This is a genomic window from Campylobacter sp. RM12642 (assembly GCF_020137635.1).
Taxonomy (GTDB): domain Bacteria; phylum Campylobacterota; class Campylobacteria; order Campylobacterales; family Campylobacteraceae; genus Campylobacter_E.
Genome location: NZ_JACGAT010000011.1, coordinates 1 through 20,185, shown reverse-complemented (window position 1 = coordinate 20,185; position 20,185 = coordinate 1). Strand labels below are relative to the sequence as shown.

Annotated in this window: 16 protein-coding genes; 11 read left to right on the top strand and 5 right to left on the bottom strand. The window is 29.4% G+C overall.

The window, feature by feature from the left end; genetic code table 11:
* The first annotated feature begins 43 nt into the window (after positions 1-43).
* A complete protein-coding gene (locus AVBRAN12642_RS05545; protein ID WP_214117704.1) occupies positions 44-1,129 on the top strand; it encodes a CinA family protein in 1,086 nt (361 codons plus the stop codon).
* The gene (locus AVBRAN12642_RS05540) at positions 1,126-1,782 is read left to right on the top strand and encodes a uroporphyrinogen-III synthase (RefSeq protein WP_336607245.1); all 657 of its coding nucleotides are present in this window, start codon (positions 1,126-1,128) and stop codon (positions 1,780-1,782) included. Before AVBRAN12642_RS05545 ends, AVBRAN12642_RS05540 begins: the two co-directional genes overlap by 4 nt.
* 24 nt (positions 1,783-1,806) lie before the next feature.
* Here the strand turns inward: AVBRAN12642_RS05540 and lepA are convergent, their stop codons facing one another.
* The 3 genes from lepA to AVBRAN12642_RS05525 all read right to left on the bottom strand — a co-directional run bounded on the left by lepA (position 1,807) and on the right by AVBRAN12642_RS05525 (position 6,248).
* Complete coding sequence (lepA, locus tag AVBRAN12642_RS05535; protein ID WP_214117702.1) at positions 1,807-3,594, bottom strand: translation elongation factor 4; 1,788 nt, start codon at positions 3,592-3,594, stop codon at positions 1,807-1,809.
* 84 nt (positions 3,595-3,678) lie between these two features.
* Positions 3,679-5,043 carry an L-serine ammonia-lyase gene (locus AVBRAN12642_RS05530; RefSeq protein ID WP_214117701.1) on the bottom strand — a complete coding sequence of 455 codons (1,365 nt, stop codon included), beginning with the start codon at positions 5,041-5,043 and terminating at the stop codon, positions 3,679-3,681.
* Positions 5,040-6,248, bottom strand: a complete 1,209-nt coding sequence (locus AVBRAN12642_RS05525) for an aromatic amino acid transport family protein (protein WP_214117700.1) — start codon at positions 6,246-6,248, stop codon at positions 5,040-5,042. The genes AVBRAN12642_RS05530 and AVBRAN12642_RS05525 overlap by 4 nt, the downstream gene beginning before the upstream one ends.
* 399 nt (positions 6,249-6,647) lie before the next feature.
* Here AVBRAN12642_RS05525 and AVBRAN12642_RS05520 point away from each other — a divergent pair, with 399 nt between their 5' ends.
* Positions 6,648-8,048, top strand: a complete 1,401-nt coding sequence (locus AVBRAN12642_RS05520; RefSeq protein ID WP_336608096.1) for an alanine/glycine:cation symporter family protein — start codon at positions 6,648-6,650, stop codon at positions 8,046-8,048.
* 38 nt (positions 8,049-8,086) lie between these two features.
* On the opposite strand, the gene traF is transcribed toward AVBRAN12642_RS05520, so the two are convergent.
* Positions 8,087-9,805, bottom strand: a complete 1,719-nt coding sequence (traF, locus tag AVBRAN12642_RS05515) for a conjugal transfer protein TraF (RefSeq protein WP_336608081.1) — start codon at positions 9,803-9,805, stop codon at positions 8,087-8,089.
* Between the two features lie 152 nt (positions 9,806-9,957).
* Between traF and AVBRAN12642_RS05510 the strand changes: the two genes are divergently transcribed.
* From AVBRAN12642_RS05510 to AVBRAN12642_RS05485, 6 genes are all read left to right on the top strand, one after another.
* Positions 9,958-11,316 (top strand): sodium/glutamate symporter, encoded by a 1,359-nt coding sequence (locus AVBRAN12642_RS05510; RefSeq protein ID WP_336608080.1) that lies wholly within the window; start codon positions 9,958-9,960, stop codon positions 11,314-11,316.
* Between the two features lie 2 nt (positions 11,317-11,318).
* Entirely contained in the window at positions 11,319-12,476 is a 1,158-nt protein-coding gene (locus tag AVBRAN12642_RS05505; protein WP_336608079.1) for a M20 metallopeptidase family protein, read from the top strand.
* Positions 12,477-12,631: 155 nt separating this feature from the next.
* Complete coding sequence (locus AVBRAN12642_RS05500; protein WP_336607678.1) at positions 12,632-14,110, top strand: DASS family sodium-coupled anion symporter; 1,479 nt, start codon at positions 12,632-12,634, stop codon at positions 14,108-14,110.
* Positions 14,111-14,162: 52 nt separating this feature from the next.
* On the top strand, positions 14,163-14,882 hold the full coding sequence (locus AVBRAN12642_RS05495) for a fumarate reductase cytochrome b subunit (RefSeq protein WP_214117696.1): 720 nt from the start codon (positions 14,163-14,165) through the stop codon (positions 14,880-14,882).
* Between the two features lie 18 nt (positions 14,883-14,900).
* On the top strand, positions 14,901-16,892 hold the full coding sequence (locus AVBRAN12642_RS05490; RefSeq protein WP_336607677.1) for a fumarate reductase flavoprotein subunit: 1,992 nt from the start codon (positions 14,901-14,903) through the stop codon (positions 16,890-16,892).
* Positions 16,885-17,607 (top strand): fumarate reductase iron-sulfur subunit, encoded by a 723-nt coding sequence (locus tag AVBRAN12642_RS05485; protein WP_214117694.1) that lies wholly within the window; start codon positions 16,885-16,887, stop codon positions 17,605-17,607. Before AVBRAN12642_RS05490 ends, AVBRAN12642_RS05485 begins: the two co-directional genes overlap by 8 nt.
* Before the next feature lie 50 nt (positions 17,608-17,657).
* Here the strand turns inward: AVBRAN12642_RS05485 and AVBRAN12642_RS05480 are convergent, their stop codons facing one another.
* The gene (locus AVBRAN12642_RS05480; protein ID WP_214120100.1) at positions 17,658-18,065 is read right to left on the bottom strand and encodes a hypothetical protein; all 408 of its coding nucleotides are present in this window, start codon (positions 18,063-18,065) and stop codon (positions 17,658-17,660) included.
* 67 nt (positions 18,066-18,132) lie between these two features.
* On the opposite strand from AVBRAN12642_RS05480, the gene AVBRAN12642_RS05475 reads away from it, so the two are divergent.
* Together AVBRAN12642_RS05475 and AVBRAN12642_RS05470 are read left to right on the top strand one after the other, a co-directional pair.
* Positions 18,133-18,960 carry a prephenate dehydrogenase gene (locus tag AVBRAN12642_RS05475; RefSeq protein WP_214120101.1) on the top strand — a complete coding sequence of 276 codons (828 nt, stop codon included), beginning with the start codon at positions 18,133-18,135 and terminating at the stop codon, positions 18,958-18,960.
* A 166-nt stretch (positions 18,961-19,126) separates the two neighbouring features.
* A partial coding sequence (locus AVBRAN12642_RS05470; protein WP_336608078.1) for a cache domain-containing protein occupies positions 19,127-20,185 on the top strand: 1,059 nt, incomplete at its 3' end.

The following is a 20,185-nucleotide window of genomic DNA, read 5'->3' as shown; positions in this document are numbered from 1 at the left end:
ATGCACTTATTTTGCTATACTTTTTTAAATAAAAGGATAAGAAATGAAACATTTATTAATATATTTTACAAAAGATTTGAGTTTTAATAGTAGTTTTTGTGAATTTGTAGATAGAAGTTTGGCTAAGAAGAATTTGTTTGCTAATACTATCATTAAGCTTAATGATGATGATTCTAAATTAAATACTCTTTTAGAAATAGATGTTAAAAAATATGAATTAGTAACGATAATTGCTGATGAGCATTCTTTTTCTATGATTAATAAAATCCTAGCTACACTAAAAGAATGTGAATTGAGCTTAATTGATGATGAGTTTATAGTAGAAAATCCTAAAGATTATAAGAAAAATTCAGTTTTAATAGATTTAAATGGGGTTATGATTAATATATTAAAAGCTAGTATGTTTTATCTACCTGAAATTTTGCATAATACAAAACTTAGTTATGATTTTTTAATAAGTGATTTGGATTTAGAAAGTGCTGAAATATTATTAAATACTAGCGTAAAGCCTTATGGAGTAAGTCTTAATATTTATTCACTACTTGATAATTTATTATATGTCAAAGTAAATACTAATGAATATTCAGATGAAATAGGGCTTTTAAATTCCGTTAAATCATTATTCCCTAAAAAAGTGATTTTTGCTGATAATTTATACGAGCATATAATTAAAAAATTAAAAGAAAATAACAAAAAATTAAGCTTTGCAGAAAGCTGCACTGGTGGATTATTAGCTAGTAATTTTACTAAAATTAATGGCTCAAGTAGTGTTTATGAAGGTAGTGTTATAACATATTCAAACAAAAGCAAAAAAGCTTGGCTAAATGTAGAGGATATTCATTTAGAAAATCAAGCAGTTTATTCTCAAAATTGCGCTTTAGCAATGGCTACGGGGGTATTAAAATTAACTAAGGCAAATTACGCTATAACTTGCACGGGGGTTTTAGGAGATAGCGATGATTTAGGTGTTAAAAGCGGTGTAGCTTTTATATGTGCTATTAGTGATACAGGCTTGATTTTGCACGAGAGATTAGAATTACTTGGAGATAGGATTTATAAGCAAAATCAATGTGCTTTAGCCTGTGCTTTATTGCTTTGCAAACTTGAAAGAGAAGTGTTTTTTGAATGATTTATGTAGTTGGTTTAAAAAACGAAACAAATATAAAGAGTATTTTTGTAAATGAAATAATTTTTAATGATTTTAGCATTAATGATGATTTTGATGCTTGTATTTTTACTAGCAAAAATGCCGTTAAATCTTGTGTATTAAATAATATTAATCTAAAAAATAAAAAGATTTTTAGTATAGGTTTAGCAACTACGAAATACCTAAATAGTTTAGGCTTAGATGTGTTTTATACAGGCAAATCAGCTCATGCAAGTGAATTTAAAAACGAGATATTGCCACTGCTAAATAATTTAAAATGTGTTTATTTTAGGGCTTTAAATATTATAAGTGATTTAGATGAGTTTTTAGATTCAAATAATATTAGCCTAAGGTCTGTAATAGCATATAGTAACGCTAGATTAAATACGCCTTTAGATAATGATTTAAACCCTTTTATAAAGTCAATAAATAATGAAGATATATTGATATTTTTAGCACCATCAGGAGTGCGTGATTATAAGTATTTTTTCAAAACTTTTCCAAAAAATATAATAGCAATAGGAAAAAGCACTGAAAATGAATTAAAAAAATATAATGTAAAAAATATTTTTGTTTCAGACTATCCTACTTTGCAAGATTGCTTAAACCTAGCTAATACTTTAAATAAAGTTTAGGAATTTCAATTTGAAATTCCTTTTTTAATCAATCTTTAAAATACTTAAAAATGCTTCTTGTGGTAAAGATACTTTACCTATTGCTTTCATACGCTTTTTACCTTCTTTTTGCTTTTCAAGTAGCTTTCTTTTTCTAGTAATATCCCCGCCGTAGCATTTAGCAGTAACATTTTTACCCATTGATTTTACATTTTCACGAGCTATGATTTTATTGCCTATACTTGCTTGAATTGCTACTTCAAATAATTGTCTAGGCACAATATCTTTCATAGCTTTTACTAAATCTCTACCTTTGCTTAAAGCCTTTTGATTTGGCACGATAATGCTTAACGCATCAACCGCTTCTCCAGCCACTTTTATATCAAGCTTTACTAAATCTCCCACTCTATAATCACAAAATTCATAATCAAAACTAGCATATCCACGAGTAAGTGATTTTAATTTATCATAAAAGTCCATAATAATCTCATTCATAGGTATATCGTATTCAAGCAATACTCTATTTTCTGTTATATAATCCATTTTTGTTTGTATTGCACGGCGATTATTTAAAAGAGTAATTAAATTCCCTAAAAACTCGCTAGGAGTTATTATGGTAGCTTTTACATAAGGCTCTTTTATGTGGTCTATTTTATTTACAGGTGGTAAGTCGCTTGGGTTTTGGATATTTAATACGCTTCCATCAGTTAAATTAACTTCGTAAGTAACGCTAGGAGCGGTTGCTATTAGGTCTAGATTAAACTCACGCTCTAAGCGTTCTTTTATAACTTCCATATGTAATAAACCTAAAAAGCCAACCCTAAAGCCAAAACCTAAAGCAAGTGAAGTTTCTGGCTCGTATGAGATTGAGCTATCGTTTAGTTTTAATTTATCTAAAGCATCTCTTAAATCTTCAAATTTATCAGTTTCAATCGGATAAATCCCTGCAAATACAAAGGCTTTTGCTTTAGCAAAACCTTCAATTGGCTCTGTTGCTTTATCTTTTGCTAGGGTTATTGTATCTCCTACGCTAATTTGTGCTATGTCTTTTAGTCCTAATACAACGATACCAACTTCTCCTGCTTTAATTGTATTTGTTGGCATTGGATTTAGTGGGTGTGGATAGCGTAAATCTAATACATTATGCTTTACGCCTTCGTGCATTAAATATATTTCATCGTTTTTATTAATCTCTCCGTCCCTTACTCTAACTAAAGCTAAAGCCCCTAAATAGCTATCAAACCAGCTATCATAAATTAGTGCTTTTAGCTTATTTTGATTACTTTTTGGTGCAGGAATTCTCTCACAAATTGCTTGTAATAATTCAGCAATTCCTATCCCAGCTTTTGCACTAACTTCTATTGCATTAGAACAATCAATTCCTATTATATGCTCAATTTCAGCCTTTACTTTTGCAGGATTTGCTGCGGGTAGGTCAATTTTATTAATTACAGGAATTATTTCTAAATCATGCTCAATTGCCATATAAACATTTGCAATTGTTTGTGCTTGAACGCCTTGTGAAGCATCAACTACTAATAATGCCCCTTCGCAACTTGCTAAACTTCTACTAACTTCATACGAAAAATCCACATGACCTGGGGTGTCAATAAGATTTAAAATATAATTTTCTTTATTATAAGTATAATTTAATCTAACTGATTGAGCTTTTATAGTAATTCCACGCTCTTTTTCTATATCCATAGTATCCATTACTTGCTTACTCATTTTGCGTTGCTCTATAGCATTGCAAGTTGTGATTAAACAATCTGCTAAAGTGCTTTTACCATGGTCTATATGTGCTATTATTGAAAAATTTCTTATATTTTGCATTAAAGTTCCATTATTTTGATGTGATTTTTAATATTAACAAAAAATAATAAATTACAGATTGTAAAAAGGGCATAAAGCCCTTTTTTAGCAAAATTTCTTGTAATTTGTAGCTAGACCTGCAAGGCTAGTTTCTTTATATCTTGTATCCATATCCTTGCCTGTTTCATACATAGTTTTAATAACCTCATCAAGCCCAACGCTAGGAGCACTCTCTCTATCCATAGCCATTTTAGCTGCACTTACAGCCTTTATCGCTCCGAATACATTACGCTCAATGCAAGGAATTTGAACAAGTCCTGCAACAGGATCGCAAGTTAGCCCTAAATGATGCTCCATTGCAATTTCAGCAGCAGAGCAACAATCAATCGGACTTGCCCCCATACTAAAGGCAAATGAAGCAGCTGCCATTGAAGAAGCTGAGCCAATTTCTGCTTGACAACCTGCTTCAGCTCCACTAATACTTGCGTTTTTCTTAAACAATGAACCTATCGCCATTGATACTAATAAAAAGTCTCTAATGTCCTTTTCGCTCATACTTTTTACATGTTCTTTTAAGTATAAAAGCACAGCAGGAACTACCGCACAAGCTCCATTGGTTGGAGCAGTTACTACACGATTACCCGCTGCGTTTTCTTCTGAAACACTCATAGCATAAAGGCTAAAATAATCTATAAAATCCAAATCACCCTTACGATTTAAATTCTTATCATCTAAAAGCATTAATTTTTTGGCTAATGCAGGAGCTCTTCTTTTAAGCTTGATTGGTCCTGGTAGAATTAGTTCATTTGAATTAGCACCTGCTTTAAAACTATCTTGCATTGCTTCATAAATCTCTTTGCAATAATTATTTATATATTCTTCGCTATTAAAATTAAGCTCATAAAGCATTGCAATTTCGGCTATGTTTTTATTATATTTATTACATAACCACAAAAGCTCCGTCGCACTATCAAAAGAATAATCATAATTTTTTTCTTGATTAGTTTGATTAGTTTTACTAATCTCATCTTCACTTTTAATAAAGCCACCACCAACTGAATAATAAGTCTTAGATTTAACACAAGTATTATTTGAAAATGCTTCAATCGTTAAAGCATTTTCGTGATAGCTTTTAAATTCTTTAGAAAAAATAATATCGCTATTTTCATCAAAATCTATTTCAAATTCATTTCCTAATAAAAGCTTTCTTTCGTTTAATCTTAATAATACAACTTGTTTTTGTTCTGGGCTTATTGTTTTTACATTTAAGCCACTAAGACCTAAAACCACAGCAATATCGCTTAAATGTCCTTTACCTGTAAGTGATAAAGAGCCAAATAAAGTAACTTTTATCCTAGTAATTTCTTTTAAATTTAAACCTTTTAAAAACTCATTTCCCGCAACAAAAGGTCCAACTGTGTGCGAACTTGATGGACCAATGCCGATTTTAAAAATACTTAAGTTACTCATAAGTTCATCTTATAAATTACACTTGTAATTGTGATAATTCCCATAATAGCTACGAAATAACAAGCCGCACCATTTTTATAAACTCTTAGCTCTGGGATTTTATATATAGCATATACAGGCATTAAAAATAATATTACAGCAATAATAGGACCGCCTAAATCTTCTATAAATCCTAAAATACTAGGGTTATAGTAAGCTACTATTATCATAGTTACATACATAAATATAGTTGTAAAGGCATTATTTTTACTAACAGCTTTTCCGCTTACTTTTTTAATAAGTCCATTTAAGCCTTCTCTAGCACCAAAATAGTGTCCAAAAAAGCTAGTTAAAATTGCCAAAAATGCAACAGCAGGAGCACCATAGCTTATGATATTTCCATCAAATTTATTAGCAAAATAGCTAAGGATTGGAATATTTGCATCTCTTGCAATAGCAAACTCATTTTTATCAAGACATAAAATACAAGAAAATACAAAAAACATAACAAATACTAATAAAAGCGTAGCGTTATTAAATAATATTTGCTTTCTTTTTGCGTCCGAGTTTTCTTTATACTCATTATATGTATTTAGGCTAAAAGTTGAAATCGCAGGAGAGTGATTAAAGCTAAATACTAATACAGGTAAAGTAAGCCATATTGTGCTAATAAATTCCTTTGCACTTGGAACTTCACCTAAAACTTCTAATTTCCAATGTGGAATTAAATAAAGTGAAAATAAAAATAGTATTAAGCATAATGGATAAACAAGCCATTCACAAACTTTAGTAACTAAAGTTTCATTAGTAAACATTACAGCCATCATAATTGTAATTAAAACAATAGCCAAGATTAAGCGATTTGGCTCGGCTAAGCCTAATTGATTTACCATAAATGAGCTTATAGTATTTGTAATACCAACCCCATAAGCAAGACAAATAGGATAAATTGCAAAAAAGTATAAAAATGTAATCACAATTCCTACTTCTTTACCAAAATATTTATTCACAGCATCAGTAATATCTCCACCTTTAGTAGAGCCTACAAAATATGATAAGAATAAATGTGATAAATAAGTCATTGGGAAAATTAATACACACATTAAAACAATAGGCCAAAAGCCACCAGTTCCTGCACGAATAGGTAAGAATAAAATTCCAGCACCAACAGCAGTGCCAAACAATGAAAACATCCAACGATTGTCAAATTCGCTCCATTTTTTCATTATTACTCCTTAAAATAATTTAAAGCCGCTATTTTAATTATATTTATATAACTTATTATAAATTTAAATCAAACTTTTAAAATAAATGTTACAAAATGTAACAAAATATTAAAATTTATAAAAAATAATATGATTTTGATATTTATTATCTTTTATTTATTATAATTACTTCGTTTTTTTAAATTTAAAGGAGATATTATGAATTTATTACATCCAAAGAGCTTAAAAGACATTATTAAAAAGCCAGATAATCAAAAAAATCCTTTTGAAAGATTAATTATTGCTTGCGAAGATAAAAGCAGCAAACATAAGTAATTAACCAAAAACGCTTGAATTTATATATAATGATTTTTTGAAATTTTTTATTAAGGAGAGCGTTTGCAAAGTTTATTAGAAGAAATACATTTATTTTTAGATTTAATAAATGGTTATTTATATACTTATTTTTTAGTTTTTGCACTAATTATTGTAGGTATAATTTATTCTATCAATACTCGTTTTGCTCAGTTTAGATTGATGGGTAATGTTTTAGCATTATTAAAAGAAAAGCAAGACAACAAAGACCATGTTAGTAGTTTTGAAGCTTTAATGATTTCAACTGCTTCAAGGGTTGGTATTGGAAATATCGCTGGAATTAGCACTGCAGTTGTAGTTGGTGGTGCAGGTGCATTGTTTTGGATGTGGGTAATGGCATTTATAGGCGGTGCAAGTGCATTTGCTGAAAGCACATTGGCTCAAATATATAAAAGCAAAGATGAAAATGGTTTTCGTGGAGGACCTGCATATTTTATTGAAAAAGGATTGGGAAATAAATTTTTTGGTAAATTATTTTCAGTTATTTTAATTATTACTTATGCTTATGGATTTAATGGACTTCAAAGCCATACTATGACTTCAGCATTTGAGATATATTTTCCTGATAACTTTAGTAGTGCAAGTATAGTTATAGGTATTATTTTAAGTGTTGTTGCTTTTGCATTATTCTTTTCAAATTCAAAATCGCTTGGAAAAGTAAGCTCAATTATTGTTCCTATAATGGCTTTTGTTTATATTTTATTAAGCATTATTGCTATGGCTATGCACTATGATTTAATACCATCTGTGTTTAAAATGATTTTTAATAGTGCTTTTGATTTTCAAGCTATTTTTGGTGGATTTGCAGGTAGTGTTATAGTAATAGGAATTAAGCGTGGATTATTTTCAAACGAAGCTGGTATGGGTTCTGCTCCAAACGCAGCTGCAGCAGCAAATACAAGCCATCCTGTAAAACAAGGAATTATTCAAAGTTTTTCAGTGTTTATTGATTTAATTATATGTTCATGCTCTGGATTTTTAGTATTGTTCTCACAAAGTTACATTAATCAATTATCAACTGGCGAAACTAAATTAAATGCTTTACCTATGGTGCAACAATCAATGATGGAATATTATGGTACTTGGGGACTTCATTTTATAACTTTTGCAGTTATTTTATTTGCTGTAACTTCTTTAATTGGTAATTTTTACTATGCAGATGCAAATGTTAAAAACCTTACAAAAAATAATTTAAATGAATTAGTTTTTAAAATAAGTGCTGTTGCTATGGTATTTATTGGTTCTCAATTAGATTTAAAAGTAGCTTGGGATTTAGCAGATATTACAATGGCTGCAATGGCTTCTATAAATATCATTGCTATTTTATTATTAAGTCCTATTTTAATAAGATGCTTAAAAGATTATGATGAGCAAAAGAAAAGAGGTTTAGATCCTGTATTTAGTGCTAAAAAATTAGGTATTAAAAACGCTGAATGTTGGGATTAAGCAAGATTTGAATTAGGTTAAATCCTAATTCAAATTCTTTACCATTTATATCCAAATCCTATTCTTAAATCAAAATAATTAGGCACTTTACTTGAAACCTTGCAAATATCTTTATCACAATTACTAGACTTTAATCCACTTGCTAAGGCTATATCAAATATATTAAAGAAATTAGCTCCCGTTGTAAGTATAGTCCCATAATCTTTTTTAATATCGTAAGCTAAGCCACCCCTTAGATTAAAATAATCATTAAATTCGTATTTAACACCACCACCTAACATTTGAGATTTATTGTATTTATTTGATAAAGTTGTGTTTGTAACTAAATCAGTATCAAAAGCAAAAGTAAAATCACTATATTTATATGCCAATCCAAATCTTACTTGCGGATTTAATCTCATACTGCTTGAATGGAATTTGATTTTAGGATTATTTAAATTTTTAATAACCAATCCAGTAGAAAAATCATCAATACTATATAATGCTCCTATATCTATTCCAAAAGTATTTGTTGATTTTGCATTATGCAAATCATTTTTAATATTTATATCTTTAGAATTAACCCCATTCATATCTATTTTAATGCCTTTTTCTACTTGATATGCTTGAATATTCATATATTTTAAACTAGCACCTAAACTAAGCTCTCCATAAGGCATTATAAAACCATTTGCGTAGCTAATCGGCACTTCTGTTATCATTAGCATTGTTGTATTTAAAGGATTTTTTACACTATCTTGCATTGCTGAATGATTTAAATATTCTTCTTCGCTTACATTGGTTACGAATAATTGTGAATTGCTTTTAAATAATTTTAAATAAATATATCTATCATCATCTTTTATTTTTATTATTAAACTACTTTTTTCTTTATTTAATGAAGCATAAGTATTAAGTGAAATCGTATTAAATAAGCTTACAGAAAAAGCACTTAAATCCCCTAAATTATTGTTATATTCTAAACCACTTAATATATTTAAATTAACTTCATTATCATAAACTGCATTATAAATTAATTCAATATCATTTAAGGTATTTTCATCAAGAAAGGTATCTAATTTAGTATCTCCAATATCTAACAATAAATCATCTAAATTAACATTACCATCTTTTGAATTCTTTATTACATCTAAGACATTTTTTGTATCAGTATCACTTATTATATTTGTTAATAATTTTGTATCAACGCCATTGTTATTTAATTCTTCATTTGTATTATTTGTTGAAGTTATTAGCTCGGTTTTTATTGTTGTAGATAATTCATCATTATCTTGCATTTTATTTTTTAAATCACTAATTATATTGTCTAGTTCATCTTTAGTTAAATTATCATCTAATTCATCTTTAAAAGTTTTTGCTAATAAGGCTAAATCTTCATTATCGCTATTTGTGTTTCTTGATATAAAATCATCTATAACACTACCAAAATTACCAAATTTTAAATTATTGGCTCTTGAATTGTTGTTTGGATTAAAAATATGCTTTATTTTGCTTATATTTGCTTCAATTTTTTTATTTATAGATTTATCAAGATTAGATAATTCTAAAAGATTTTTTTGATTATAATTTGCTCCAAAACTAAAATTAACCCCATTTTTAGAATAAATCAAACTAGCAGGATTATAATAAGCTGCAAAATCATTATCTTTAAGTGCAACTCCAGCATATCCCATACTCAAAGGTATATTGCCTAAACTACCAAATTCTAACGCCAAAGCACTAAAGCTAAAAGCACTAGTTAATATTATCTTTTTCATAATTTTCCTTTTTAAAATATTTAAAAATTATATAGTTACTTTATTATTGTTACTTAATGTATCAAAAAAAATAATTTTTAGATTATTTTATTTAATTAATTGGCTTAAAAAATATAATTTTTTATAAAATCTTTCAAAAGGAGATTGGTAAAATGACAAGCAAATTATTTGTAGAATTACTTTATAGCGTCGGCTTTATAAGTTTGTTTTTATTATTAGGTGTTTTTCTTAGAGCTAAGATTAAGTTTTTTGGTCAAACTTTTATACCTGCTTCAGTAATTGGTGGTTTTATTGTTTTAATACTTGGAAACAATGGATTTAATATATTAAAACTGCCTGATGAGTGGATGAATATTTATAAATTATTACCTGGAATATTAATTGTTCCAGTTGTAGCTTCTGTTCCACTTGGTTTAAGATTTGAAGGAAGTTTAAAATCAAGTAAAAATATTTTGCCTTTAGCATTTATTATAATAGCTATATCTATGTTTCAGTTTGCAGCTGGACTTAGCACTCAATATGTATTTACTGATAATTTTTATTCTACTTTTGGATTAGAACTTGGTATTGGCTATGTTGGTGGGCATGGAACGGCTGCAGTATTGGGAAATTTACTTCATAATTTAAATCTTGAATATTGGGAACAAGCTCAAGGTGTTGCTATTACTATGGCTACTTTTGGGCTTGTTGGCGGAATTTTATTTGGAATGGTGCTAATAAATTATGCAAGCAGAAAAAATGAAACAAAAATATTAAAAACTCCACAAGATATTCCTGTAAGTTTTAAAGTTGGTTATCATAATGATATAAACAAACAAAATAGCTTAGGTAGAGAAACCACTATGAGTTCATCAATAGATGCTTTGGCTTTTCATTTGGCTATTATTTTAGGGGTATGTGCTATTTCTTATTTTGTATTAAATACTATTAAAGAATACAAAATACCTGTATTAAGCGAAATATCAATTTGGGCTTATGCTATTATAATAATGTTTATTGTTTGGGGATTGATAATTAAACTAAAATTAAGTTTTTTAATAGATGAAAAAGTTAAATCAAAAATATCAGGCTCACTTACTGAATTTGCGGTAGTTTGTGCTATTGCTAGTTTGCCTATTAAAGCTGTATTTGAATACCTTATGCCAATACTATATATGGTTATTGTAGGTTTTGTTTTAACTACTATATTTTTATATTTTATGTGTAAGTGGCTTTTAGATGGATATTGGTTTGAGATGATGATTGCCACTTATGGCTCTTGTTGTGGTGTATTTTTAACAGGTATTTTATTGCTTAGAATATGTGATCCAGAATTTAAAAGCCCAGCAATAAGCAATTATTCTTTATCTTATACCATTTCAAGCGTTACTTATTTTGCATTGTTAAATTTCATAGTTACTACAATAGTTTTTAGCGGCCTTTTTAGTGGAATGCTGCTTTCTATGGGAATTGGCTTATTAGCTACAATATTGGCAATACTATTTGCAAAAATTAAAATTAAAGGAGTGTAAAAATGAAAAATTATATAAAAAGTATTAAAAACGATGTTATAAATTACAGAAGAACAATTCATCAAAACCCAGAATTATCTTATGAAGAAAAAGAAACTTCAAATTATATAGCAAATGAATTGGATAAATTAGGAATAACTTATAAAAGACAAAGCGATAATTACGGAATTATTGCGTATTTTAATGTAGATAATGCAAGTAAAACTATTGCTTTTAGAGCTGATATGGATGCTTTACCTTTAAATGAAGAAACTAATGTTAATTATTCTTCTAAAAAATCAAAATGTATGCACGCTTGTGGGCATGATGCACACACGGCTATTTTATTAGGTTTTGCAAAAGTATTACAAGAATTTAAATCAGAATTAAAAAATAACATTATTTTAGTATTTCAACCAGCAGAAGAAGCTTCTCCTAATGGTGGAGCAAAAGCTATTATTAATAGTGGTGTTTTAGATGGTATAGATGAGATATATGGTCTTCATGTTTGGCCTGAAGCAAATGTTGGAGAAGTTATGGTAAAAAAAGGTGCTATGATGGCAAATTCTGATCATTTTTATGTAAGCATAAATGGAAAATCATCTCACGCAGCAGAACCACATAAAGGAATAGATGCTTTAAGTACAGCTTGTAATTGGGTGAGCAATATACAAACATTTATATCAAGGGGACTTGACCCATTTGACAATGCTGTATTAACTATAGGGACTTTTAATTCTGGAGTTAGATACAATGTGGTATCTGAATTAACTAAAATAGAAGGGACTTGTAGAACTTTTAGCTCTAAAACTAGAGATTATTTAGAAAATAGTTTAAAAAATAGTCTTGAAGCCTTAGATAAAGCTTACGGCACTAATAGTGTTTTAGATTATCAAAGGGGCTATCCAGCATTAATTAACAATGATGAAGCAGTTGATAAAGTAGTAAAAGCAATTATTAAAAGTGATTTAAAGGTGGTATATAAAGATAATGCTTCTACAGGAGCAGAAGATTTTGCTTTTTATTTGCAAAAATATAAAGGTGCATTTTTCTTTTTAGGGACTAAGTATTCAGGTTGTTTTCCTTTGCATCATCCAAAATTTAATATAGATGAAGATATATTATTAAATGGAATTTTGGTTTTTACTAATTTAGCTTTTAATAATGCAAATGATGATTAAAAATTAACCTTAAAATATTTTAAGTTTAAATTATTTTTAAATCAAAGCTTAAGAATAAATATTAATTTTTTAAAGCTAGATGATTATTTAAAAAATTAAGATTTTCTTTAGCTTTTTTGGAATATATTAATTTCAACTTAATTTTAGGAGTTAATATGAAAGGTAAGGTTCCGTTGTGGAAATTTATCGCACCAGTTGTTGCTGGTTTGCTTGTGTTTTTGCTTTCGTATTTATTTGCTGATTATTCTCAGCTTAGTATGAATGCTTGGATTTATGTTAGCATTTTTGCTGCTTTAGTTGTGGGGCTTATCTTAGAGCCTATGCCACCTGCTTTTTTAGGTATTATTGCTATAGCTTTAGCAGTATTATTTAAAGTTGGTCCTGCAAAATCAGGAGAAGTTGGTGCAAAAATTACTTCAGAAGCTGCGATTAATTGGGGTTTAACTGGATTTTCAAATTCTGTTGTGTGGCTTATTTTTGCTTCATTTATGATAGGAATTGGCTATCAAAATAGTGGTCTTGGTAAAAGAATTGCTTTAATTTTAGTAAATAAATTAGGCAAATCTACTTTAGGTTTAGGCTATGCAATTGCTATTGCTGATTTAATTTTAGCTCCATTTATTCCGAGTAATGCTGCAAGAAGTGGTGGAACTATTTATCCAATAGCTACAAGTATTCCTGCTATGTATGATAGCTCTCCTGATAAAGAACCAAGAAAAATAGGTGCTTACATAGCGTGGGTAAGTCTTGCTACTACTTGTATTTCAAGTTCAATATTTTTAACAGGTCAAGCACCAAACCCACTAGCTTTAGAGATATTATCAAAATCAGGCATTGCTGTAGTTGATTGGATGGGTTGGTTTTTATGCTTTTTACCTATTGGTATTATTTTGTTTTTAATCACTCCTTTATTAACTTATTATATCTATCCACCAGAAGTTAAAGGCTCTAGTAAAATTAGTGCTTGGGCTAAAGAAGAATTGGTAAAACTTGGTTCAATTAAATTAAAAGAATTATTAATGTTAAGCATTTCAATTCTTGCTCTAATTTTATGGATAGGTTCAAAGACTTTTGGAGTTAGTGCTACTACAACTGCTTTAATTGTAATTATTCTAATGATAGTTACTAATATTATTACTTGGAATGATTTTTTAGCTAATAAACCAGCGTGGAATGTTCTTACTTGGTTTGCTACTTTAGTAACAATGGCAGGTGGATTAAAAAATGTTAGATTTTTAGAATTCTTATCAAAATATACTGATAGTTTATTAAGTGGTATTAGTCCTACTTTAGCAGTATTTATATTATTACTTGTATTTTGTTTATTAAGATATTTCTTTGCTTCTGGGACTGCATATGTTACTGCAGTTGTTGGAGTGTTTGCAATTATTGCAAGTAAAATTGCTGGTTATGATGCGTCTTTTATTATGATGTTTTTACTAGCTCCAATGGGTATGATAAGTGTTTTAACGCCTTATGGGACAGGACATAGCCCAATTTGGTTTGCGAGTGGTTATATTAAAGGTGCAGAATTTTGGAAATTAGGTGCTATTTTTGGAGCTATTTATTTACTAATTTACACACTTATTGCGTATCCGTGGTTTAAATTCATTATTCCACATATTTTTTCGTAGGTCGTTTGTTAAACATTAGTAAAATGAGAAAAATTTAAGAAAAGGAGTTAAAGTGTCTAGTAAAATTGAAAATTTTTTAGGCAAAAGAGTTGATGGCACTAAATCACGCTTACCTGCTAAGCTTGATTTTTATCAAAGTGCTACTGGTTTAATTCTAGGGCTTTTTATGTGGGGACATATGCTTTTTGTTTCTACCGTTTTAATCAGTCCTGAATTTTTTGAAGCTACGGCTAAGTTTTTTGAGGGTTCGGCTATTTTTGATACACCAAAACCTGCTTTAGTATCTTGTATGGTGCTTATTATTTTTATTATTTTCTTTATTCACGCTGCTCTTGGTATGAGAAAATTACCAATTACTTATCGCCAATGGCAAATCGCAAGAGAGCATTCAAAACTAATAAAACACGAAGATACAACGCTTTGGGTTATTCAAGCCTGTACAGGTTTTGTTATGTTTTTCTTCGCTTCAATGCACCTTGCAATGATGTTTTTTAATCCTGAAACTATTAGATTTTTAGGTGCAGTTGAAAGAATTGTAAATCATAATATGTGGGCGTTTTATTTAATTTTATTATTCGCTGTTGAGCTTCATGGTGGTATTGGTCTTTATAGACTTTGCGTTAAATGGGGTTGGTTTGATGGAAATGATGTGCATACTGCAAGAGCTAGAAGAAAAACTCTTAAAAAATTAAAATGGGTTATTAGTATTTTCTTTATAGTTTTAGGACTTGCTAATTTAGCAGTATTTATAAAAGCTGGTATTAGCTTATAACAAACAGAAAGGCTTAAAATGAAAGTAGAATTTAGTGATGCTTTAATAGTTGGTGGTGGTTTAGCAGGACTTAGAAGTGCTGTTGAAGTTGCTAAAAGTGGTCAATCAGTTACGCTTTTAAGTATTTGTCCTGTTAAGCGTTCTCACTCAGCTGCGGTTCAAGGTGGTATGCAAGCAAGTCTTGCTAATGGTAATAAAGGCGAAGGAGATAATGAAGATTTACACTTTGCTGACACCGTAAAAGGAAGCGATTGGGGATGCGATCAAGAAGTAGCAAGAATGTTTGCTCAAACTGCACCTAAGGCTGTTCGTGAGTTAGCTAGTTGGGGTGTGCCTTGGACTAGGATTACAAAAGGTCCTAGAAATGTTGTTATAAACGCACAAAAAGTAACAATAGAAGAAAAAGAAGAAGCACACGGACTTATAAATGCAAGAGATTTTGGTGGGACTAAAAAATGGAGAACTTGCTATATTGCTGATGCTACAGGACATTGTATGATTTTTGGGGTTGCAAACGAAGCAATCAAACATAATGTAAAAATCATAGATAGAATGGAAGCTCTTAGAATTATTCACAAAGATGGAATTTGTTTAGGTGTAATTGCAAGAAGCTTAATTGATGGTAGTTTAACTGCATTTGTATCAAAAGGCACAATGATAGCAACAGGTGGATATGGTAGAGTTTATAAACAAACTACAAACGCAGTTATTTGTGAAGGAACAGGTGCAGCAATGGCACTTGAGACAGGATTATGCTCTTTATCAAATATGGAAGCGGTTCAATTTCACCCAACTCCAATTGTTCCAAGTGGGATACTTTTAACTGAAGGTTGCCGTGGTGATGGTGGTATTTTAAGAGATGTTGATGGATATCGCTTTATGCCTGATTATGAGCCTGAGAAAAAAGAATTAGCAAGTCGTGATGTTGTAAGTCGCCGTATGATGGAGCATATTAGAAAAGGAAAGGGTGTTAAAAGTCCTTATGGAGAGCATTTATGGCTTGATATTTCAATTTTAGGTCGTGCTCATGTTGAAAAAAACTTAAGAGATGTTCAAGATATTTGTAAGACATTTAATGGAATTGACCCTGCTGATGAAGGTCCAAAAGGTTGGGCGCCGGTTCTTCCTATGCAACACTATTCAATGGGTGGAATTAGAACTAAGCCAAATGGAGAAACTCCAAAGATGAAAGGTCTTTTTGCAGCAGGTGAAGCAGCTTGCTGGGATATGCACGGATTTAATAGACTTGGTGGAAATAGCTGTGCTGAAACCGTTGTTGCAGGTATGATTGTAGGAGATTATTTTTCTGAGTATTGTAAAAATAATACAATAGTAGCTGATATGCAAGTGGTTCAAAAATTCTTAAATGATGAAGCAAATTATTTAAAAGAAATAGCAAATCGTGAAGGTAAATATAATATTTTTGAAATCAAAAACGAAATGAAAGATATTATGTGGGAGCATGTTGCTATTTTTAGAACAGGCGAAGGATTAGAATACGCAGTAAAACGCCTTGAAGAATTATTAATAGAGAGCAAAAAAGTAGCTATTAAAGATAAAGAATTAAATTGCTCAAATCCAGAGCTAGAAGAAGCTTATAGAGTTCCAAGAATGTTAAAAGTTGCTTTATGTGTTGCTCGTGGTGCGCTTCTTAGAACTGAAAGCCGTGGGGCTCATTATAGAGAAGATTATCCAAAAAGAGATGATTTAAATTGGATGAAAAGAACTATGACTTATTGGGATGAAGGCTCAACTTTACCTAGAGTTGAATATGAAGACCTTGATATTATGAAAATGGAAATGCCACCAGCATTCCGTGGTTATGGTGCAAAAGGAAATATAATTGAAAATCCTTTAAGTGAAGTTCGTCAAAAACAAGTAGATGAAATTACAGAAAAATTACAAGCAGAAGGTAAAAGTAGAGCAGAAATCCAAGACGCACTTATGCCTTATGAATTACAAGCTAGATTTAAAGCAGCTAATCAAAGAATAGGGGTTGATTATGAGTAGGAAACTAACAATAAGGGTATTTAAATATAATCCACATAGTAAAATTAGCAAGCCACATTTTGCTACTTATACATTAGATGAAACTAGTGGTATGACTATTTTTATAGTTTTAAATCAAATTAGAGAAAAATTTGATGCAAGTTTGAGTTTTGATTTCGTTTGTCGTGCAGGAATTTGTGGCTCATGTGCAATGATGATTAATGGAAAACCAAAATTAGGTTGCAAAACTCTTACTAAAGATTATCCTGATGGAGTAATTGAGCTTATGCCTTTACCTGCGTTTAAACATATTAAAGATTTAAGCGTTAATACAGGTGAATGGATGGAAGGTATGTGTAAAAGGGTAGAAAGTTGGATACATACTGACAAAGTTACTGATATTTCTAAGATTGAAGAAAGAGTTGAGCCAGCAGTTGCTGAAGAAACATTTGAGCTTGATAGATGTATTGAATGTGGTATTTGTATAGCTTCTTGTGCGACTAAAGTTATGAGACCTAATTTCATAGGTGCTGCAGGACTTATGAGAGCTGCAAGATACGAGCAAGACCCACACGATAATAGAACTTTAGATGATTTTTATGAATTAGTTGGTGATGATGATGGAATTTTTGCTTGTATGAGCTTACTTGCTTGTGAAGATAATTGCCCTAAACAATTACCACTACAAACAAAAATCGCTTATCTAAGACGCAAATTAGCTACAAATAAAGGCTAAAAATATTAAGAATTTGAAATAAGATTTATTTCAAATTCTTTTTTCACTACTCATAAAATACTTAATAATTTTGCAAATAAAACTATCAAAAAACATATTATCAAAGCTAAAATATGAGCTTGTTTTACCAAAAAATGTTCTTTATTGTTTTTAAATCTCGCTATATAAATACTAATAAAAGTTATAAAAAGCATTAAAATTACTAGAGCTATTTTGATAAAAAACATAATTTTATTTATATTTGCAAAATTAGTATATTCATTATATGCTAGATAAATTCCGCTAAGAATTAATATAACAAAGCTAAGTGCATATAAAATACCTGAACTTTTAAAATAAGCCTTTTTTAGCTCATTAGCCTGTTTTAACCCATAGCATAAAATCGCATCAACAAATACATAACCTATAAAAATAATTGCTGAAAATAAGTGTAAAAAAATCACAATAAAATCAACCATTTAAACTCCTTTTTTTAGAAAAATATTATATTATTTTGCATATATAAATCTTAATTAAGGATAAGTTATGAAAGCAGTTGTAATTGGATTAGGATTAATTGGTGGCTCATTGGCTTTAAATTTGATGAAAAACAAATTTATTAGCGGAGTTTATGGAATTGACTTAAATAAAGAACACGAAAAAGAAGCTTTAAAGCTTAATTTAGTTCATGAAATTATAACTTTTGATGAGATTAAAACTTGTGATTTGATTTTCTTATGTGTTCCTGTTGGGGCTATTATTGAAATTATTAAACAATTAAAAGATATTCCAAAAACTACTACAATTATAGAATTTGGTAGCACAAAAGAAAGTATTCAAAACGCAATAAGCGATGATTTAAAAGAGCAATTCATACTAGCTCATCCAATGGCAGGAACAGAGCATAATGGTCCTAGTGCTGCTAAGATTGATTTATTTAAAAACGCTGTTTGTGTATTGTGTAATACCGAAAATACGAGCGTATTTCATCAACATAGAACCATAGAATTATTAAGCAATATTGGAATGAGAATTACTTTTATGAATGCAAGTTCGCACGATCATCATAGTGCCATCATATCTCATCTACCGCATGTAATTAGCTTTTCTTTAGCAAATTATGTGTTAGATTGCGAAGATAAGAAAAACATTTTACACCTAGCAGGTGGTTCTTTTGCTGATATGAGTAGGATTGCAAAGAGTAGCCCTGCAATGTGGGAAAGTATTTTTAAAGAAAATAAAACAAATGTTTTAAATGCTCTTGATGGCTTTATAAATGAACTAAATGAGTTTAAGCAAATGATAAATAACGATGAATATCAAAAGCTAAACGAATGGCTTAAGAATGCTAATAAATTAAAAGAGATTTTATAATTTCATTGATTTCAATTAATATTTTTTTAATTGAAATCATAATTTTTCTTATTATTCCTTAAACGCTTAAACCATTGCTACATAGATATTTAAAAATTTTTTTACTATTAAATATTATTCAATTCTTTAATTGTAACATTAACGCAATTTTTTAAAAAGGAGTATTATGAAATTAACAAACAAAATTCCAGCATTAATTGCTATCCCACTTGTAGTTTGCTTTATTGTATTGTGTATAGTGAATTATTCTAGTTCAAAAACTGATTCATTATCATTTACAGACAAAGCTAAAGAAAACGGCTTAAATGCCACTATGCTTTATGTAGATTCTTATTTTAATTCAAGAATAAATTTTATAGAGCAATTCTCACCAATTTTAGCAAATTCAATTAGTGAAGATAATCAAGATGAGAATATCTTTAAAATTCTTAAAAATTATTTAGGAATTTCAAATTTCTCTGCTTTATTTATTGGTATGGCTGATAGTGGCAAGTTTTATTATATTAGCTCTAATAACGAGCCTTATATAGTAAAAGACCAAGATGCAAGAAGTAGGGGTTGGTATAAAGATGCTATTAGTGCCAATAGGGCTTTATTAGGTAAAGAAGTTTATCCTGATGAGAGATTAAAAGAAAAAGTTATGACAATTTCAGCACCTATTATTAAAAATGGCAAAATCATTGGAGTAATTGGTGGAGATATGGCATTTAAAGATTTAAAAAATCAAATTTTAACTTTACATTTTTCTAAGACTAACACAATATTTGCTTATGATGATAAATTAGAATTTGTAATGCACCCGAATGAAGAATTTGAATTAAAACAAGATGATGTTATAAAAATGATTGAAAATAATCTAAAAGATGGCATTTCAGTTCGCTATACTTTCAATGGTGATGAAAAAACAGCTGTATGTGTGGTATCAAAAACAATTGGCTGGAAATTCTGTAGCACAAATTTAACTAGCGATATAGACGATACTTTAAATTCTTTATTAAAACAAAATATAACATTATTTTTAGCTTCTTTGGTGATTATTTTATTATGCTTATTCTTCTTAATCAAATTCTCACTTCGCCCACTTGAAATCATTCAAAAAGGTCTAAGAGAAGTATTCGCACTAATAAATCACGAAAGAAAAACAGCAAGTAAGATTGATTTAAATTCTAAAGATGAGTTCGGAGATATGGCTAAAGCTATTAATGAAAACATTGAAAGAACAATT

Excerpts from the sequence above, each read along its gene's own strand:
- AVBRAN12642_RS05475 (WP_214120101.1), top strand. The coding sequence starts at position 18,133 with ATGAAAGCAGTTGTAATTGGATTAGGATTAATTGGTGGCTCATTGGCT.
- AVBRAN12642_RS05500 (WP_336607678.1), top strand. The coding sequence starts at position 12,632 with ATGAAAGGTAAGGTTCCGTTGTGGAAATTTATCGCACCAGTTGTTGCT.
- AVBRAN12642_RS05545 (WP_214117704.1), top strand. The coding sequence starts at position 44 with ATGAAACATTTATTAATATATTTTACAAAAGATTTGAGTTTTAATAGT.
- AVBRAN12642_RS05525 (WP_214117700.1), bottom strand. The coding sequence starts at position 6,248 with ATGAAAAAATGGAGCGAATTTGACAATCGTTGGATGTTTTCATTGTTT.
- traF (WP_336608081.1), bottom strand. The coding sequence starts at position 9,805 with ATGAAAAAGATAATATTAACTAGTGCTTTTAGCTTTAGTGCTTTGGCG.
- AVBRAN12642_RS05490 (WP_336607677.1), top strand. The coding sequence starts at position 14,901 with ATGAAAGTAGAATTTAGTGATGCTTTAATAGTTGGTGGTGGTTTAGCA.
- AVBRAN12642_RS05480 (WP_214120100.1), bottom strand. The coding sequence starts at position 18,065 with ATGGTTGATTTTATTGTGATTTTTTTACACTTATTTTCAGCAATTATT.
- AVBRAN12642_RS05505 (WP_336608079.1), top strand. The coding sequence starts at position 11,319 with ATGAAAAATTATATAAAAAGTATTAAAAACGATGTTATAAATTACAGA.
- AVBRAN12642_RS05530 (WP_214117701.1), bottom strand. The coding sequence starts at position 5,043 with ATGAGTAACTTAAGTATTTTTAAAATCGGCATTGGTCCATCAAGTTCG.
- AVBRAN12642_RS05540 (WP_336607245.1), top strand. The coding sequence starts at position 1,126 with ATGATTTATGTAGTTGGTTTAAAAAACGAAACAAATATAAAGAGTATT.
- lepA (WP_214117702.1), bottom strand. The coding sequence starts at position 3,594 with ATGCAAAATATAAGAAATTTTTCAATAATAGCACATATAGACCATGGT.
- AVBRAN12642_RS05485 (WP_214117694.1), top strand. The coding sequence starts at position 16,885 with ATGAGTAGGAAACTAACAATAAGGGTATTTAAATATAATCCACATAGT.
- AVBRAN12642_RS05510 (WP_336608080.1), top strand. The coding sequence starts at position 9,958 with ATGACAAGCAAATTATTTGTAGAATTACTTTATAGCGTCGGCTTTATA.